At 43.9% G+C, this 17,467-nt stretch carries 14 protein-coding genes; 1 reads left to right on the plus strand and 13 read right to left on the minus strand.

Annotation, left to right across the window (positions count from 1 at the left end):
* Positions 1-44 precede the first annotated feature (44 nt).
* From Q7P33_RS02955 to modA, 11 genes are all read right to left on the minus strand, one after another.
* Positions 45-1,436 carry a sigma-54-dependent Fis family transcriptional regulator gene (locus Q7P33_RS02955; RefSeq protein ID WP_303867263.1) on the minus strand — a complete coding sequence of 464 codons (1,392 nt, stop codon included), beginning with the start codon at positions 1,434-1,436 and terminating at the stop codon, positions 45-47.
* A gap of 141 nt (positions 1,437-1,577) precedes the next feature.
* Positions 1,578-3,068: a metallophosphoesterase gene (locus Q7P33_RS02960; protein ID WP_303867265.1), complete on the minus strand. Its 1,491-nt coding sequence runs from the start codon at positions 3,066-3,068 to the stop codon at positions 1,578-1,580.
* A 9-nt stretch (positions 3,069-3,077) separates the two neighbouring features.
* A complete protein-coding gene (gene amrS / locus Q7P33_RS02965; protein ID WP_369693276.1) occupies positions 3,078-3,908 on the minus strand; it encodes an AmmeMemoRadiSam system radical SAM enzyme in 831 nt (276 codons plus the stop codon).
* A gap of 314 nt (positions 3,909-4,222) precedes the next feature.
* Positions 4,223-4,735: a transcription repressor NadR gene (locus Q7P33_RS02970; protein WP_303867266.1), complete on the minus strand. Its 513-nt coding sequence runs from the start codon at positions 4,733-4,735 to the stop codon at positions 4,223-4,225.
* A gap of 95 nt (positions 4,736-4,830) precedes the next feature.
* Complete coding sequence (nadC, locus tag Q7P33_RS02975) at positions 4,831-5,682, minus strand: carboxylating nicotinate-nucleotide diphosphorylase (protein WP_369693280.1); 852 nt, start codon at positions 5,680-5,682, stop codon at positions 4,831-4,833.
* A gap of 1 nt (position 5,683) precedes the next feature.
* Positions 5,684-6,985: an L-aspartate oxidase gene (locus Q7P33_RS02980; RefSeq protein ID WP_303867270.1), complete on the minus strand. Its 1,302-nt coding sequence runs from the start codon at positions 6,983-6,985 to the stop codon at positions 5,684-5,686.
* A 13-nt stretch (positions 6,986-6,998) separates the two neighbouring features.
* On the minus strand, positions 6,999-7,907 hold the full coding sequence (gene nadA, locus Q7P33_RS02985; protein WP_303867272.1) for a quinolinate synthase NadA: 909 nt from the start codon (positions 7,905-7,907) through the stop codon (positions 6,999-7,001).
* A 128-nt stretch (positions 7,908-8,035) separates the two neighbouring features.
* Positions 8,036-8,995: a CHAD domain-containing protein gene (locus Q7P33_RS02990; protein ID WP_303867273.1), complete on the minus strand. Its 960-nt coding sequence runs from the start codon at positions 8,993-8,995 to the stop codon at positions 8,036-8,038.
* Between the two features lie 154 nt (positions 8,996-9,149).
* Entirely contained in the window at positions 9,150-10,223 is a 1,074-nt protein-coding gene (locus Q7P33_RS02995) for a sulfate/molybdate ABC transporter ATP-binding protein (RefSeq protein ID WP_303867275.1), read from the minus strand.
* A 3-nt stretch (positions 10,224-10,226) separates the two neighbouring features.
* Positions 10,227-10,910 carry a molybdate ABC transporter permease subunit gene (gene modB / locus Q7P33_RS03000; protein ID WP_303867277.1) on the minus strand — a complete coding sequence of 228 codons (684 nt, stop codon included), beginning with the start codon at positions 10,908-10,910 and terminating at the stop codon, positions 10,227-10,229.
* A gap of 92 nt (positions 10,911-11,002) precedes the next feature.
* Entirely contained in the window at positions 11,003-11,797 is a 795-nt protein-coding gene (gene modA, locus Q7P33_RS03005) for a molybdate ABC transporter substrate-binding protein (RefSeq protein WP_303867278.1), read from the minus strand.
* Positions 11,798-12,108: 311 nt separating this feature from the next.
* Here modA and Q7P33_RS03010 point away from each other — a divergent pair, with 311 nt between their 5' ends.
* Positions 12,109-12,630 (plus strand): helix-turn-helix domain-containing protein, encoded by a 522-nt coding sequence (locus Q7P33_RS03010; protein ID WP_303867279.1) that lies wholly within the window; start codon positions 12,109-12,111, stop codon positions 12,628-12,630.
* 73 nt (positions 12,631-12,703) lie between these two features.
* Here the strand turns inward: Q7P33_RS03010 and dxs are convergent, their stop codons facing one another.
* A complete protein-coding gene (gene dxs, locus Q7P33_RS03015) occupies positions 12,704-14,605 on the minus strand; it encodes a 1-deoxy-D-xylulose-5-phosphate synthase (RefSeq protein ID WP_303867280.1) in 1,902 nt (633 codons plus the stop codon).
* A 120-nt stretch (positions 14,606-14,725) separates the two neighbouring features.
* Positions 14,726-17,413 carry an EAL domain-containing protein gene (locus tag Q7P33_RS03020; RefSeq protein WP_303867282.1) on the minus strand — a complete coding sequence of 896 codons (2,688 nt, stop codon included), beginning with the start codon at positions 17,411-17,413 and terminating at the stop codon, positions 14,726-14,728.
* Positions 17,414-17,467: the final 54 nt, after the last annotated feature.

Below are 17,467 nucleotides of genomic sequence, written 5' to 3' on the forward strand. Positions count from 1 at the left end.
TTTAAAATTTTCTTCAAAGGGCTGATATTTATGTTTTAATTCATCTATAAACTGGTCACATGAATATCATAGGCTTTTATTTTCCGATAGATGGTCGCCCGACTGATGCAAAGATCTTCAGCTGCTTTTACCGCATTGCCCTTATTGAGAAAAAGGGCCTGTTCGATGCTGTTTTTCTCCAAATCTCTCAAGGTTTCCCCATCACTGTCACGGATCGGCAAAACACTATTCTGCTCTTTTGTCGGTGTCTCGATGCAATCAATAAAAACGCCGGCTGACAAATAATAGCCGCGCTCCACAATATTTTTGAGTTCTCTGACATTACCCTTCCATTCATTGGCCAGCAATTTTTCTTCAAATGACTTGCTGAAGTATTTTTTGATGTCACAATTTTCGCAATTGAGCTGCTCCAGAAAATATCGACCCAGAACCAATATATCTTCCGGCCGCCTTTTTAGCGGCAACAGCCGTAAATTGATGACATTGAGTCGAAAGTAGAGATCCTGACGAAAAGCTGATTTTGACATCTCATTGAGCAGATTACGATTGGTAGCCGCAATAATCCGAACATCCAACTCCCTGGCAAAACTGCCACCAATTCGCATTACCTTATTTTCATCCAGCACCCGCAGCAACTTGGGTTGCATTTCCAGAGGTATTTCACCAATTTCATCAAGAAACAGGGTGCCACCGTTAGCCAGCTCAAATTTCCCCGGCATACCACCTTTGATGGCTCCGGTAAACGAGCCGGTTTCATAACCAAAAAACTCACTCTCCACCAACTCTTTGGGGATGGCGGCACAGTTAATAGCAATAAAGGGGCCATTACGCCGTTGGCTATCGTTGTGAATGGCCTGGGCAAACAACTCCTTCCCGGTACCACTTTCACCTTCGATCAGTACCGTACAATTTGTTTTGGCAATTCGCCGGGCCGTATTAATCAGCTCCAGCATCGTTTTATTCTTCGTAATGATCTTATCAAAGGTGTAGTTGGCCCGAAAACCAGCCAGTTTATTAATTTCTTTGCGAACCTGTTTGGATTCCCGAATCACCAGCACGGCGCCCATGACCTTCTCATTAAAAACCACTGGGGTAATATCCAGAAAACAGTCAATTTGTTTTGATCCGATTGTTAGGGTGATATCCGAATACGAAAATTTTCGTTTGTTAATCAGAATATTACCAACCACGTCAATTTCTTTTAACACCGCATTCATGTCCAGCTTTAAAACAGCAGCTTCGTCCATTTGAAACAGCTCACAGATTTTATGATTAAATTTCCTTACCCGCAGTTCAGTGTCAATGATCATCAGTCCGTTGAGAATTGAGTCCAAAGCCACATCCATCAATTTATATGAATCGACAATCTCATTGCGCATTTCTTGAGTCATGGCATCGCCGTTTTTCAATTTCTCTATCAGCGTCATTACTTCCATCTCTTTTACCTCCACATGAATTGTCAGTTCTCCTCTAAAAATACCGTGTCTGTTCGGAAACAAACAGGTTGATCGATGTTTCAATTTTTTGCTGCTCTTTTTTCACTGGCGCCCCTTGCTTTAGCCGTTAGTTGGTTGTGCTTATGTCCTGACCAGCAATTCCCCGTTATAGGAGCCGGATGGGAGCAGTTCGGTCCGACTATTAAAAAGCTGCTGGGCCGCCACCGCATAAGACCGGGCGATACTGGCAAAGGAGCCTTCTCTGATGGTCGGGTTTAAATTTCTGGTAACAATGGATAGGGTGTCATCGCTGTTTTTTAGAATTTCAAAGGTTCGGAAGTTTTGCGGAAAATCCCGGAGGGATGCTGTTTCAACCACCCAGAAGCCGTATTCCGGCTGGGCCGGATCCGGAGACTTTATCGGGGTTACGGTATTGCGATGACGATGTCCGGCTACCCACAAAATCAGATTGGAATATGACTGAAGTTTTTCAAGCAGCTCCTGTTCCGAAACTGGTGAAAGAGTACTCCATGACATAAACGGCCTGGTTAGTGGTTCCTGATATTTCACCCCAATGGGAATATGCGCCGCAATTATCATCAGTTGACCGGCCTGTTGCCCGGCCTCCAGCTCTTGTCCCAACCAGTCAAAACGCTCCCGATCCAGGGAACCATGGGCATACCCCTTAACGTTTTGATCATCATCCCTTTGGGTGTTATCGAGCACAATCACCTTGATCGGCTTTTCTGCCCGGGGTTCAAAGCTATAGCAGGCAAAACCACTTTGACTGTTCTCCAGACTAAAACCGTGTCCGCTGGGCTTCGTTTCCGTTATAAAAAATTCCTTCATCCATTCTGATCGACTCAGAAACCGCCGGGCGGGATCATCCGATACCGGCAAAAGTGGTTTATCCGGCCAGCTGTGATCATGATTGCCGATAACCTGATACCAGGGAATCTGCGGATTCAGCCCCACCGCCACAAATTCGTCATAAAAAGGCTTCCGGGGACCGACCCGGGGATTGGGACTGACCCCAAAATCCAAATTTATTTCTTTGCCATCAAAAATGTCAATCGACCAGCGCAATTCGTTATACATGGCGTTATTGGTGTTATCACCCATGGATAGACCAAAATCCAGGGGATTGTGATGATGAATGGCGTTGATGGAATGAATCGCACCATCTAAAATATGGGTAGTATAATGCATCATCTCAGAATACACTGAGACGATGCCGCCACCAAATTTTGAATAAATTCCGTGGGCTGGAAACTCCCCATCCGTGATATGAATATCCGTGATGGCAAAAAAATGGAGCAGCTGTTCCGGCTGATTTTTAGTTGGCAGCAAATAGCCCTCCGGCATCAGATCATCCCGTCTTTCTGGCTCCTGATGCTCCTCGGCTATCCATCCCCCATAGCCTTCACTGGCCAATCGGCGGATTTCACCCGCCTCAACCTGCGGGGCCGTGGCAACAACCGGATCAAGAAAAAAGGTATACACGTCTTTTTCTGAATGAAGCTCCGTTTCAGTTTTGATGACCGGTACGGTGACTGGTCGGATTGGTTGTTCGATATCTTTTAATTGTTTTGCCAGGCGATTATTTAGATTTTTTGAACGTTTGTGTCCCATTGATGTGCCTCAACAATTCCCTGCATAAACATTTTTCAGGGATTCACTGGCAATGTCAGCCAGTCGATAAACCTGGTCCACATCGGTGGCATTCCGATCGGTCATTTCATATCTGGGAAAAAAGCGGGACAGATGAAGAGGAATTGATTTTCCCACTGATGCCAACCATTGTGATAAAGCCCGGATTTCTTCCTCACTGTCGTTTTCTCCTGGCACGATCAGGGTCGTAACTTCCACATGACACGCTTCGCTGGCAATCCGAATGGTCTGTTTGACGGTTTCCAGATCGCCGCTGATTTTTTTGTAAAATTTTTGATTAAATGCTTTCAGATCAATGTTCATCGCATCAATATCGGGTAGGATTTCCCGGACTGGCGCTTCACAAAAACAGCCATTGGTGACCAATACATTTTTTAAGCCATTCTTTTTTATCAATTTGGCACAATCTCTGACAAATTCATAACCCACCAGCGGCTCATTATAGGTATAGGCCAGACCGATATTTCCCTCACCAACCAGTCTTCGGGCATTGCCGACCAGTTCCTCAGGCGTCATCCGCCGACCATGGGCTTCTTCACTGCCCGCCATGGAAATTTCGTAATTTTGACAAAATGGACATCTTAAATTACAGCCAAAACTTCCGACCGACAAAATTCGGGAACCGGGAAAAAAATGGCGCAACGGTTTCTTTTCAATAGGATCCAATGCGATGGCTGTAACTACCCCATAATTCAAATCGCTTATTACATCCGACCGGTTAACCCGGGCCCGACAAAATCCAATCTCTGCCGTATCCAATCTGCAATGATGCGGACAGAGCTGACACGCTATTTTACTCACTGTTTTTCCACCCTTCGTTGATATCAATTAAAATAATCCCAATTCATTTTGTTAAATGAATGAGGTTCTCGAATAACTACCGTACCGACCAATTGTTAATCTGTTGTCTGCCGCAAGCTCGGACAGGCTATCGCCATGTCCGCCTTGATGCAGACAACATGATATAACAATTGTCGGTGCTGGGTTATCTTCTTTGACAGTCTGCTTCATTTTTGTGAAATGAACTTTCCGGTGCAAATAAAAAAGGAAAACCTCCTGATGTCTTCCTTCTTTTGTATGCTACTCTGTTCATACCCCAATATTTATTTTTAAAATCATCCGACGCTGATTAAATAGCCTTTTTCCGTTAAACTTTTTTCGACTGCCGAAAGAATGCTGTCAGAAACCGCCTCAACGGTATGATAATGGACCGTGTCGGTAAGTTTCATCAGTGGGCTGGTTTTTTTTTCTTTAAGTCCGGCAACAAAGGCATCCACGTCGGCCCGGGTGGCCAGAAACAAATCAACCTGGATTTTTCCATATATGTCATGCAGAATATAGACATCTCTGACAAAGCCACCAGCATCAACAATAGCGTAGAGCTCGTCGCCAATTTCTTCATGATTGTGGGATACCTTAAATATCTTTTCCCGGGGCGGTGGATCAACAATAATATAGCCTTTATTGGTGGAAATAATATTGAAATGGGCTGCTTTGAGCAGCGCAATATCCTGAACGATGCTTTGCCGGCTGACCTGAAAAATTTCTGACAGGGCGGTTCCTGAAACCGGTTCCCGGGATGACCGGAGGGTCTTGACAATGTCTGCCTGTCGTTGTTGTTTTTTCATGGTTTACACTCCTGATAGTTATAATTCAAATCAGATTTTAAGTTATGCCGAGTCGGGTGTAGTCTCACTTATTATAGTGAACAATGCTGTCGCCGTCAATTTCTATTTGCCATCAACGAATCTGATAGTATTGTCAGATTTTTCATCGATAAATCAAGAATTGGCGAGGAATGGGTCAGGGCACCGCACGAAATAAAGTCCACTCCGATTTGCCCAAGCTCTCTTATCCGGCTTTCTGTCACATTGCCGGAGCATTCGCTGATGGCCCGACCATCGATAATTTTAATGGCATCTTTCATGGTGTCTCCATCCATATTGTCCAGCATGATAATATCGGCCCCGGCCTCCAACGCTTCATGAAGCATTTCCAGATTTTCAACTTCAACCTCGATCTTTCGAACAAAGGAAGCATATGTCCGAGCCGCCGCAATGGCTTCTTTGACACCACCGGCCGCATTGATGTGATTGTCTTTAAGCAATATCCCATCGGACAGATTGTTGCGGTGATTCAATCCGCCCCCGACGGTTACGGCATATTTTTCAAAAATTCGCATGTTGGGGGTCGTTTTACGGGTGTCCAGCAATCTAGTCTTGGTGTCAGTCAAACAGCTCACCAGTTTTCGGGTGTGCGTGGCGATACCACTCATCCGCTGCAGATAGTTAAGCGCGGTCCGCTCCCCGGAGAGGAGGGTTCGGGCCTCTGCAAAAACAATCGCCAGCAGCTCACCAGGGGTAACGGTATCCCCATCACTGACAAAGGTTTCTATCGTAGCACTGGGCTCCAGTAGTTCAAATACCCGCCGAAAAACGTCCAAACCGGCAATGATCCCGTTCTCTTTGGCAATCAGTTCGACCCGGGCTTTAATTCCGGCGGAAATGACCGCATTTGTTGTGATGTCCTCACTGGGGATGTCCTCCTGCAAGGCCTGTAAAAGGTACGGGTCCATATTAAGCTTTATCAATTCGTTCAATCACTTTACTCCTTTCGATTTCGTCCAGAATGATGGTTTTATAGGCTAGGCGCAGCTGCTCTAAATTTTTATAATCCGTCAGATCAATCGTTGGATGATTGCCCGCGCTTGCGACCTGATAATTGGCAGTAGTGTCCTGAGCTGCTCGTTTGGCAAAAACCAGGCTTTCCAGCAGTGAATTACTGGCCAGCCGGTTTGCGCCGTGAACGCGATTACAGCTGATTTCACCAACGGCATACAGATGGTTCATGGAGGTTCGACTATTGAGGTCGACCTTGATGCCACCCATAAAATAGTGCTGGGCCGGGGTAACTGGAATACACTCCCGGGTGATATCATAGCCTTCTTCCAGACAATGTTTAAAGATATTGGGGAAGCGATTGATAATGACCTCCCGTCCCATATCCTGCATCGACAGCCAGACAAAATCGCTTTCATCCTGTTCCATTTGCTCATGAATCGCCTTGGTGAGCAGATCCCGGGGTAGCAATTCATCCACAAAGCGCTGCATTTTACGGTTGTACAGCACCGCTCCTTCGCCCCGTACCGATTCAGAAATCAGAAACCGACGACCAGGTTTTCGGGAATATAGGGTGGTGGGATGTATTTGAATATAACTGATATTTTCAAGTGTTATCTGACGTTTTAAGGCAATGGCGATGGCATCCCCGGTGAGGTGGGCCAAGTTGGTGGAACTGTGGAACAGCCCGCCCAGTCCCCCGGAAGCCAGCACCACGTAGTCCGAACGGTACAGCTGTATGTTGCCATCCTGATCACAGGCCACCACCCCAAAACACTGATTATCCTGACAGATCAGATCCACCATTGCCATGTTTTCAACGATGGTAATATTTGGCCGCTTCTTGACCTGAGCCAGCAATTTACTGGTAATTTCGGCACCGGTCAGATCTTCATGATACAGAATCCGGGCCCGGGAATGGGCTCCTTCTCGGGTATAAACCAGCTCGCCATCCTTCGTTTCAAACTCAACCCCCAGATCAATCAGATCCGTGATTATTTGCGGGGAATTGCGAATCATCACATCCACTGAGGCCGGATCATTTTCATAGTGCCCAGCTTTCATGGTATCTTCAAAAAAACTGTTGTAATCATCGGCATCCCGCAGTACACAGATCCCGCCCTGGGCCAGATAAGAATCACTTTCATCTGCAGCTGCTTTAGTGAGCATCACTACCTTTTTGGTATCGGGAATATTCAAGGCATAGAATAAACCCGATACGCCTGTTCCTACAACAATAATATCTGTTTTTCCGTTCATTACCGGTGCTCCCTCATTTGGCCAGTTCCAGCATTTTTTCCAACGCCAGAACGGCCCGATTTCGGGTCTCCTCATCGACTTCCATTTGGTTGATGCCGTTTTCCAGTGCATAAGCAACCTTCGCCAGAGTGATCTTTTTCATGTTCGGACAGATCTGATTTTGATTGATGGTATAGAATTTTTTGTTGGGATTGTTTTTTCTGAGTTGGTGCAAAATGCCGATTTCGGTGCCGATAATGAATTCATCGGCATCGCTGGCCGTGGCGTAATCAATGATTCCGGCAGTACTCCCAACATAATCGGCAGCACCGATTACTGTCATCGTGCATTCAGGATGCACCAGCACCTTGGCATTGGGGTGGGCAGCTTTGGCCGCTTCTACCTCGTCAATCATGATTTCGTCGTGGACATGACAATAGCCATCATTGAATATGAAGTTTTTTTCCGGCACCTGGCTGGCAATGTACTGGCCGAGGTTTTGATCCGGCACAAAATAAATATTTTGCTGGGGCAGGGCTCTGACAATTTTTAAAGCATTGGAGGAGGTCACACATACATCCACCGCTTTTTTGATTTCAGCGGTTGAATTGATATAGCAGACCACTGCCAGATCCTCATAGTTTTTCCGAACCTCAGCAATTTTTTCAAGGGATGCCATATGAGCCATGGGGCAATCCGCAAGGGCTTCCGGCATGATCACGGTTTTTTCGGGGCTTAGAATCTTTGCACTTTCGCCCATAAAGGTTACCCCACAGAAGACAATCACCTTTTGGGGCAGCTCAACAGCAATTTTGCTGAGATAATAGGAGTCACCAATATAATCCGCAATTTCCTGGATTTCATCATTAACATAGTAATGGGCCAGAATCACTGCATCTTTTTCTTTTTTTAGTTTTTCTATTTTTAACAAGCGCTCTTTCACTTTTTTATGCCTCCACCTTTTAATCGGGTTTTCTTGATTAAAAGTATAGCACGTATCTTTACAGCTGACAAGCTGACTGTAAAGTTTATTTGAGATATTGACGTTTATTTCTGAACTACCGTACTGACCTATTTACTAAACTTTTTGATCTTGCGATTACCCGCCATCATCTGCCAGCCGATGATGATACCCGCCTGATAATGCAGTTGATTATCATCGCTAGCTGAGACCAACTGTTCGAGCAAGCGTTGGTTGGCGAAGACATCATGATAATAGCCCAGATCATCCTGCATTTTTTCAAAGGCGTTCATCGATTTACGGTTTTTTTGATCAAGAATCGAAGACAGCTGTTCAATAACATAGCGGAGTTTTTTACTTTTGATACGCACCCGATGAATAGCCTGCTGATCGTTTATTTCCAGCGTTTTCATGCTCCGCCTGATTTTTTTGTGCCAGCTGGCAATCTGCTTTTCGGAATAATCTTTGATCGAATCACACAAATTCGGAGCCGTTTCATCCCAGGGCTCATTGTATTTCCAGATCCAGATGTCCAGTAATTCCAGTGCAAAGCCATCGGTTTTAAGTTCTGACAGTAAATACTCAAAGGCCGCTTCACGCTTTTCTTGAAGGAAACTTTTTATTTTTCCAAAACAATTGATCTTAAGCATGCTTTCTTTTTCGATTTCGGCAATTCCTTCCAACAACACATCCAGTTGTCTTACGTCACCGAATTGCCCAGCCAGTTGCCTGAGCGCAGCCTGTTGCCGTTGATAGTTTTCGGCCTTGAATATCGGCGCAAAAAAAGCCAGAATAGCCCGAAACCGGCGAATCCGCACCCGCACCTGATGAACCCCCTCGGGATCACTGGGATTATTTAGAAAATAATCATACGCATTGATGATTTCATCAAATCCACTGTTCATAATAAGCTCCGCTGCTGGAACCAGTTTTTTTTTCGCTTTGATATCCAGGCTTGATTGACCAACTACCCATACTGATTTAATCGGTGGTATCTGAGGCAGCCGTAAACCTTTATCATAACGCCCCTGATTTTCGTGCAATAACTGCGACAGTTTCTCCATCATCATTCTGTTTTCCTGCCTTTCGAACTTCTTTAACATTTGTTATATACCCACTGTTTTTCTAAAGCAATGCTTTAATTACTTATTTTTGCAAACAAAAAAAGAAATCAACAAAAGCTGATTTCCTTTTTTGTCACAAAGAGACCGTTTCCGGCTCATTTTATTCGATCACAAAAAATACCGATTCCGGGTTGATCTCGATCTCGTATGGTTGCGATCGATCAAATAAACGATCCCGCTCGTCCCTGCTAATCTCCGCCTGAAGATGATAATCATCCAGGCTTTTGGCCGGGGAGCCAATTTTCAGATAAAGCGAGGTTCGAAATGGGCCATCACTCTCATCGGCGATATACACCTTGAAGCGATTAATCCCGGAGTATTCCGGATTATTGATAAACTTGACCTGATTGGCCCGAACCCCCATATACCCGGATTCCGCTACAATTTTCATGGTGGTTTGCATCGTTACTCCCCATTTGGGAATGTCCAGCTGATAATCCGAGTGACGACGGGCCTCGACTAAATTTTTGCAGCCGGTAATCTTTGCCGTTTCCAACGAAGCCGGATGCTTGAAAATCATATCTTTGTGTCCCAAGACTTCCAGCTTCCCGGTATTAAAGATGGCGATATGGTCAGCCAACCGGTAGGCTTCCTCACGGTTGTGGGTGACAAACAGTGTTAATCCCGTAAATTCTTTCAGTGATTCGGCCATTTCCTTCATCATGTGATTTCTAAGATGGACATCGAGTGCTGAAAAGGGTTCATCAAGCAAAAGAATATCCGGCTCAACTGCCACTGCTCTGGCCAGTGCCACCCGCTGCTGCTGCCCCCCGGATATTTGCGTTGGGTAGCGATTGCCAATATCACCCAAGTGATACTTCTCCATCAACGCATCGATCCGTCGTTTTTTTTCATTTTTCGGCAAATGATCCAAGCCAAAGCCAATATTTTGAACCACCGTCATGTTGGGAAAGAGGGCATAATTCTGGAAGAGAAATCCTACCTTTCTTGCTCCCATCGATATATTGATTTTTTTTTCAGAATCAAAAAAAGTTTTACCATTAATGATAATCTGGCCTTGATCCGGTTTCACCAATCCAGCGATACAGCGTAAAAGCATGCTTTTGCCAGACCCAGAGGCACCGAGAATACCAATGATCTCTTCCTGAGATTGGAGTTTTACAGCCAGCTGAAAATCGTATAGATTTTTTTTTATATCAATCATGAATGCCATCGATTAACCTCCCAAACCCCGTTGCTGTTTCTTTTTATGACTCTCCCAATAATTATTGATTACCAGCACCGTTAAAGAGATGGCAAAGATAATGAGTACCCAGATCAATGCGATCTGCATCTCGCCACTCTGAGTAGCAAAATAAATGGCAATGGGAATGGTTTCTGTTTTCCCAGGAATACTACCAGCCACCATCAGTGTCGCTCCAAATTCGCCGAGACAACGGGCAAAGGTCAGCGCGGTCGCTGCAGCGATTCCTGGCCGGGCCACCGGAACGGCGACCCGCCAAAACACCTTGACTTCTGAGGCTCCCAGTGTTCTGGCGGCACTGAGTATATTGGGATCAATCTGTTCAAAGGCACCCATGGTGGTTTTATACATCAATGGAAAAGCGACAACTACCGCTGCAGTTACGGCCGCATACCAGGAAAAGATAATGTTGACCCCGAATATTTCTAAGAAATTGCCAATTGGCCCATTCTTGCCAATTAACAATAATATCCCAAACCCGGCGACGGTTGGCGGTAAAACCAACGGGAGGGTTAAAATGCCATCAATTAGACCTTTCCAGCGGCCATTATAATTGGTCATCAGCCAGGCAATCACCAATCCCAGAAAAAAGACAATGGCGGTTGCGGTTAAGGTAACCTTGATTGAAATCCATGCTGGTGAAAAATCAAACCCCATTCTATCTTCTCCCTTACTTCTTACTGGCAGCTTCATAAACTGCGTTATGGTGCTAGCCAATGATCACTACTGATGACTCTTACGTTTTCGTCTTATAAAACTGTAAAACCGTATTTCTCGAATACTGCTTTTGCTGCATCGCTGCTTAAATACGTTACAAATGCCGCTGCTGCATCACTATTTTTACTGGCTTTTACAACTCCAGCCGGATAAATAATCGCTTTATGGGAATCGGCCGGAGCAGTGGCAACGACCTTGACATTACTCGATGCCCGCGCATCGGTTGAGTAGACAACACCCGCATCGACATTTGCTGTTTCGACCCAGGTTAGGACTTCTTTTACATCCTTACCATAAATAATTTTACTCTGAATCTGTTCCATTATATTATAAAAATTAAATACGTCAACTGCATATTGACCAACAGGCACACTACTTGGTTCGCCAACTCCAATTTTTGCAATCGTCGGATCAACCAGTTGATCAAAACTGGTGATGGTGGCGGTAGAGTCCTTAGGTACGACCAATACAACTTCATTTCCCAATAGATTCTTGACCGTATCATCATTCATCAATTGGGCATCTTTTAATGTTGTCATCTCCTTTGCTGATGCTGACATAAAAACATCCACTTCAGCACCCTGCTGAATCTGCTGTGCCAGCGATCCTGACGAACCAAAATTGAGTGTCAAGGTCGTTTCCGGTGACTCTTTTAAATAAAGACTTTGAATTTCGGTCATGGCCTCCTTTAAGCTGGCCGCAGCGGAAATAGTCAGTGCTACCGGTTCTGATTTCTTTTCCTCCTTGGCTGCAGGCTGGCAACCAGCAAGGGCAAGAATCAAAGACATGAAAACAACCAGGATAATACCTCTTTTCAACAACTTCATCTCATTTCTCCTTTTCACTTTTTTTGTTATGTTTTATTATGTTTTGATGTTTTACATTATACAAAACAGACGTGTCCGAGTCAAATGATTCTTCTGTATTTTTTATATACATTTACATCACGTTTTTTCATTAATTAACTGTAAATGAGCATTTTAATTCTTTAATATTCGCCCAGGATTGGTTATAATAGAGGTAATCATGGGATTGTGAGGAACTTGTTACTTCTTGATCCAGCTTAATTACAGAATTTTAGAAGTTTTTCCGTACTCACAATTAGTCAATCGATACATAACTCAAGGAGGCGATCATCGTGAATGACGAACTTTTATACACCCCAGAAGAAATCAGCCAAAAATTAAAGATTACCAAAAATACGGTTTACGAGATGATCAAACGAGGGGATCTTGATGCCCATCGCTTGGGAAAGCATCTCCGTATTTCCCAATCCCAGTTCGAAAATTATTTGTTAAAATCAAAGGGGGCCGCCAATCAGTATCAGGGCACGGTGTTTATGGAAGGTGATGATCAATTCGTCAAAATTGACACGGTCAATATCCATGTTCACACCGACTTAACTGGAGCAGTTAAGCTTTCGATCCGACCGGAGGACATCATTCTCAGTCTTGAACCATTTACCAGCAGCGCCCGAAATATTTTTAAAGGACAGGTAATCGATCTGATTGATAATGCTGATGGCATCAAGGTTATTTTAGACATCGGGATTCCAATCATGTCCCTGATTACCAAAAAATCGCTGGAAAACATGAAAATCAGCAAAGGCTGTGAGCTTTATGCAGTCTTTAAAACGATGTCGATTACTGTCTATAAATAGTTTTTGCTGCTCTGATAATAATTCTGGCACTGTCCCACAAATCACTGTAAAATAAAAACGGCTTACGCCGTTTTTATTTTGTTTGCACTATTTCTTTTATTTCCGCAGCAATCTGCGATGGCAAAAATCCGCAATAGCCATCTAACGCCGCCAGATCGCCCTGTTCCATTAGGGGGTCTTCAATCGCCCGGATTCGGATCTTTTCGGGTTTATTTCCATCGTGCTGGGCGAAGGCCGCAGCCAGCTTTTCGCCGATTCCGCCGCTGCGGATGCCCTCTTCCAAAACATAAACAAGCCTCGGCTGACCAATCAGCGACAGGATTTTTTGACTATTTAGCGGATAAACCTGAATTAGTTTGATTAGGCGAATCCGGTGGTTCGCTTTTAATAATTGGACTGCTTCATAGACATTTTTTGTGATACGGCCATAGGTGACCATCACAATTTCCGGATCTCCCTGGTTGCGCCCTGTGTCATCAAAGTCCTGATAACAAAACTCGCCGCAAAGATTAAAACCGCTGCGATCGTATTGCTGCTGGGCGCCTTTGGGATAGCGGATGATCGCCAGCTTCGGCGCTTCAAAACAGGTCGCAAAACTCTGCTTCATTTCATCGTAGGTCTCCGGACTGTAGATTTCAATTCCCGGGATACTAGACAGGTATGAACAATCATAAATTCCCTGATGGGTAATGCCGTCACCGGGTACCAGTCCGCAGCGATCCAGAGCCATTATCAGCGGCAATTTCTGAATGGCCGCATCATGAATCAGTTGATCATAGACGCGTTGGACAAAGGTCGAATAAATGGCACAAACTGGCTTTTTCCCGTTGGCTGAAAGACCGGCCGCAAAGGTAACCGCGTGTTCCTCGGCAATCCCAACATCGTAAAAACGCTGGGGATGGGCGAGGCGAAACGGATCCAGACCGGTGCCCCCGGTCATCGCTGCCGTAATCGCACAAATGGAATCGTCTATGTTAGCCGCAGCCACCATTATTTTTCCAAACTCTGCCGAAAAGCTGTTCTCCGAAGCTTTTTTCTCAAGCCCCTTAATCTGGTCGAAGGGCCCTGATGAATGATACATTTCCGGATGTTCCTCGGCGTGAACATACCCCTTTCCTTTAACGGTATGAACGTGAACCAGGCAACAGTTGGTTTTACTTTTGGCTTCGCTCAATACCGATTCCAATTTTTTCAGATCACAGCCATCAACCGGCCCCAAATAATCCAGGCCCAGATGTTCAAAAAAGTTCTCGGCCACCACCCGTTTTTTTATGTGTTTTTTTAGTTTGCGGGTGCCTTCTATCAAACCATCTCCAATGGTTGGAATCTTGTGTAACAACGACTGGGTTTGGTGTTTTAAATTGAAATAATTCTGACTGTTTCTAATTTTTGATAAATAATTTGAAAGTCCACCGACATTTTCTGAAATTGACATCTCATTATCATTGAGAATAATAATCAGTCGCAGATTTTTTTTATTACAGTTATTCAAGGCTTCATAGATCATTCCATTGGTAAATGAGCCATCTCCGACAACCGCAACAACATAATTCTCCTTGCCATCCAACTGATTGGCCATCGCCAGACCGAGCGCAGCTGAAATCGAGGTGCCACTGTGACCAGCGCCAAAAGCGTCTTTGTCACTCTCCTTGCGATTGGTAAAACCAGAAATCCCATTCCATTGCCGTAAACTGCTAAACGCCTGCTGTCGACCGGTTAACAATTTGTGGCTATAACACTGGTGCCCCACATCAAATACAATTTGATCCTCCGGGTTATTAAAAACCCGATGAATGGCCAATGTAGTTTCCACGATACCCAGATTGGAAGCCAGATGACCACCATTTTTTGATACCGTTTCTAAAATCCGACTCCGTAGCTCCCCGGCCAGATTTAAAAGCTCAGCATCAGACAGGCCGATTAAATCCTGGGGAGACAAAATTTTTTCTAATAAAGTCAATTTGAATCCTTTCACCGTTTTTTCCCTTTAATCGATCATTAAAAGAAATCCACGTAACACTTGCCATTGATTAAGCATTTTTATAAAGATTTACACCTTCGTTTTTTATCATACCACATTATGCGATACTTTTCTTTAATCCACTTCAGTTGAATTCTGCTCGGTGATCAACATTTCAAAGTCCGAAACCGATAACGGTTTCGAAAAATAATACCCTTGTATTTCATGACAATTATTTTCTTTTAAAAACAAATACTGTTCATGGGTTTCAACGCCTTCAGCAATTACATGGAGTTCCAATTGGGCAGCCAAATTCAGAATTGTTTTGGCAATGCTGCCGCTATCATTCTCCGGGTAATCTTTAATAAACTCCCGGTCAATTTTTAGTTTATCAAAATTCAGATTCTGCAGATATTTTAGTGATGAATAGCCTGTGCCAAAATCATCGATGGCTACCTTTACCCCCAATGCTTTGATCTGTTCCAATTGGCTGCCGGTTCCGACCATGTTTTCCACCAGAATCCCCTCCGTGATTTCAATTTCCAATAGTTCTGCGGGCATGTCATACTTATCCAGTAGCTCTTTGATGATTTTCGGTAAATCTGATTTTTTAAATTGAACCGGGGACAGATTAACAGCCACCCCAAGAGGTACATTGGTCAGCTGCTGCCATTTGTTGTTTTGCTTGATGGCTTCTTCCAAGACCCAATTACCGATGGGGATGATTAAATTTGTCCTTTCGGCGACAGGAATAAAATCCTCCGGATTGACTTGGCCAAGGTTTTTGTTATGCCACCGTAACAATGCCTCACTGGCGATAATTGCTCTGCTACCAACCTGAACCTGGGGTTGATAGTTTAAACTGAGCTCATTGTTTTCCAGAGCGCTTCGCAGCTCTGTTTCCAGTTTTAGATTATTGAGATAGTTTTCACGGATCTCTTTCTCATAGAAAACATAAGTGTTATCACCGGTTTGGAGCGCATAATTTTTGGCTATATTTGCGTATTCTGTCAGCTTTTCAAGATCAACGCTGTCATCCTGAAAAACAGCGATCCCAATCGCTGCGTTTAAATAAACCTTCTCGGTATCTATTTCGATTGGTTCTCTAATATATGCGATCATTTTATTTATTAAGTGTCCCATTTCCAGTTTATCGTCATTGTCAATCAACGCTAATATAAACTGGTCTTTGTGAAGAATTCCCAACTGATCCTCAGCGCTCAAAAAAGTCTGAATCCGCCGCGAAACTTCATTGATTAAAAGAGCACCTGATTTTTTTCCCAAATTATCATGGAGAGCATTAAAATTCGTAACCTGAATCACAACGATGGCCATCCGATTTACTTGCTTGATGTATTCCCGAACTTTCTTTTCAAAAAGCACCTGAGTCGGTAAGCCGGTGGCTTCGTCATAATGTTTAATTTTATTGATGGCCTCTTCGGTAATTCGGACACTGGTTAAATCTTCAAAAACTTCCAGAAAATTACTGAGAGTATTGCTTTTTCGATCAAACATTTTTGAGATCGAAATATATTTGGGATAAGTGGTGCCGTCTTTTCGTTGATCGGTAATTTCACCCTGCCAGTTTCCTTCTTCATTAACGGTCTCCCAGATTTTGCTGTAGATCTCCCGAAGCTTTTTAGCTGTTTTTAAATCAATGGGCTTTTTACCTAACGCTTCACCTTCGGAATAGCCAGTGATGGTCGAAAATGCCTTATTAACATAAACAATCTGCATGTCGGCATCCATGATCATAATCCCTTCCTTGGCATTTTTAAAAATGCCATCGGTTATTTTTTCCCGGGATCTGGCTTCTTTCCTGATCAGCAACAACCATGAAACAATCACACTGATAATACATAAAACCAGAATCAACAAAACGGCAATGAGCACAATGGTTCGGTTATCCTCATTGGTAAAAACCCCCAGTACATCCAGGGGTGCAGCCCCAACCAAGACCCAATGCAGGTTTTGATAGCCTTTTAAGGGATAGATCGGAGTGTAAAAATACAGGTCTCTGCCGTCATCATAATAACCGCTGCCTTTGTTTAGGATAGCCTGCCAGATTTCCGGATTTTCCTGGCTGAATGAGATCCCTTGCTGATCACCATACATAAAGGAAAAATCCTTGTCGCTGTTTTCACTAAGCAGATAGTAGCCTTCATTATTTAACAGCAGTATTTTCATGTCCATATTGCTTTTGGAATCATTTTCGATCTGATCCAGCATATTCTTAGCCAGATAGTTTAACACCAGAATTCCCTGACGTTCGTTTTTATCGTTGAACACCGGCAGCACCAGCCGCATCAGTGGCTTCAGGGGTGTTTCAACAACGCCACTTTTCATGCTTAAATCCATCGGTGAAATATAAATTTCGCCGGGATTAAGCTTGATCCCTTCCTGAAAATAGGTCTGATCGCCCTTATATTCCAGCTCACTTTCTGCCACTGCTGTGGCACCATTTTCGACCTCATTAACCCGAACCTTTTCGTAACCATCGACGCCAATAAACCGGATCGAGTCATAGATTTTTTTATTGTTCATCATATTGGAAAAGATTCGTTTTAATTCATTTTGGTTAATCGCTTCTGCCGTGTTGCTAACATACGCTTTTATTTCACCGGAGTTTAAAATAATGTTTCCATCTGACTTGACATCTTCAAAAATCGAATTGACGTTGACGCTGACAATCTCGCTGTTATTCAACTGTCTGATCTTAATAATGTTTTTACCGTTTTCAATGTTGATGTTGATAAAAATCCCGGCAAAAATGGTCACAACAAGGAATCCCGGCACAAAGATCATCAAAAAATTCGTAAGCATTTGTTTTATTCGTTTATTCTTGGAATCCATCATGACTATCCTTTCGATTTTTTC

The organism is Acetobacterium wieringae (genome assembly GCF_026646375.1).
Taxonomy (GTDB): Bacteria; Bacillota; Clostridia; order Eubacteriales; family Eubacteriaceae; genus Acetobacterium; species Acetobacterium wieringae_A.

Excerpts from the sequence above, each read along its gene's own strand:
- Q7P33_RS02955 (WP_303867263.1), bottom strand. The coding sequence starts at position 1,436 with ATGGAAGTAATGACGCTGATAGAGAAATTGAAAAACGGCGATGCCATG.
- Q7P33_RS02960 (WP_303867265.1), bottom strand. The coding sequence starts at position 3,068 with ATGGGACACAAACGTTCAAAAAATCTAAATAATCGCCTGGCAAAACAA.
- Q7P33_RS02970 (WP_303867266.1), bottom strand. The coding sequence starts at position 4,735 with ATGAAAAAACAACAACGACAGGCAGACATTGTCAAGACCCTCCGGTCA.
- nadC (WP_369693280.1), bottom strand. The coding sequence starts at position 5,682 with ATGGACCCGTACCTTTTACAGGCCTTGCAGGAGGACATCCCCAGTGAG.
- Q7P33_RS02980 (WP_303867270.1), bottom strand. The coding sequence starts at position 6,985 with ATGAACGGAAAAACAGATATTATTGTTGTAGGAACAGGCGTATCGGGT.
- Q7P33_RS02990 (WP_303867273.1), bottom strand. The coding sequence starts at position 8,995 with ATGATGATGGAGAAACTGTCGCAGTTATTGCACGAAAATCAGGGGCGT.
- Q7P33_RS02995 (WP_303867275.1), bottom strand. The coding sequence starts at position 10,223 with ATGGCATTCATGATTGATATAAAAAAAAATCTATACGATTTTCAGCTG.
- modB (WP_303867277.1), bottom strand. The coding sequence starts at position 10,910 with ATGGGGTTTGATTTTTCACCAGCATGGATTTCAATCAAGGTTACCTTA.
- modA (WP_303867278.1), bottom strand. The coding sequence starts at position 11,797 with ATGAAGTTGTTGAAAAGAGGTATTATCCTGGTTGTTTTCATGTCTTTG.
- Q7P33_RS03020 (WP_303867282.1), bottom strand. The coding sequence starts at position 17,413 with ATGCTTACGAATTTTTTGATGATCTTTGTGCCGGGATTCCTTGTTGTG.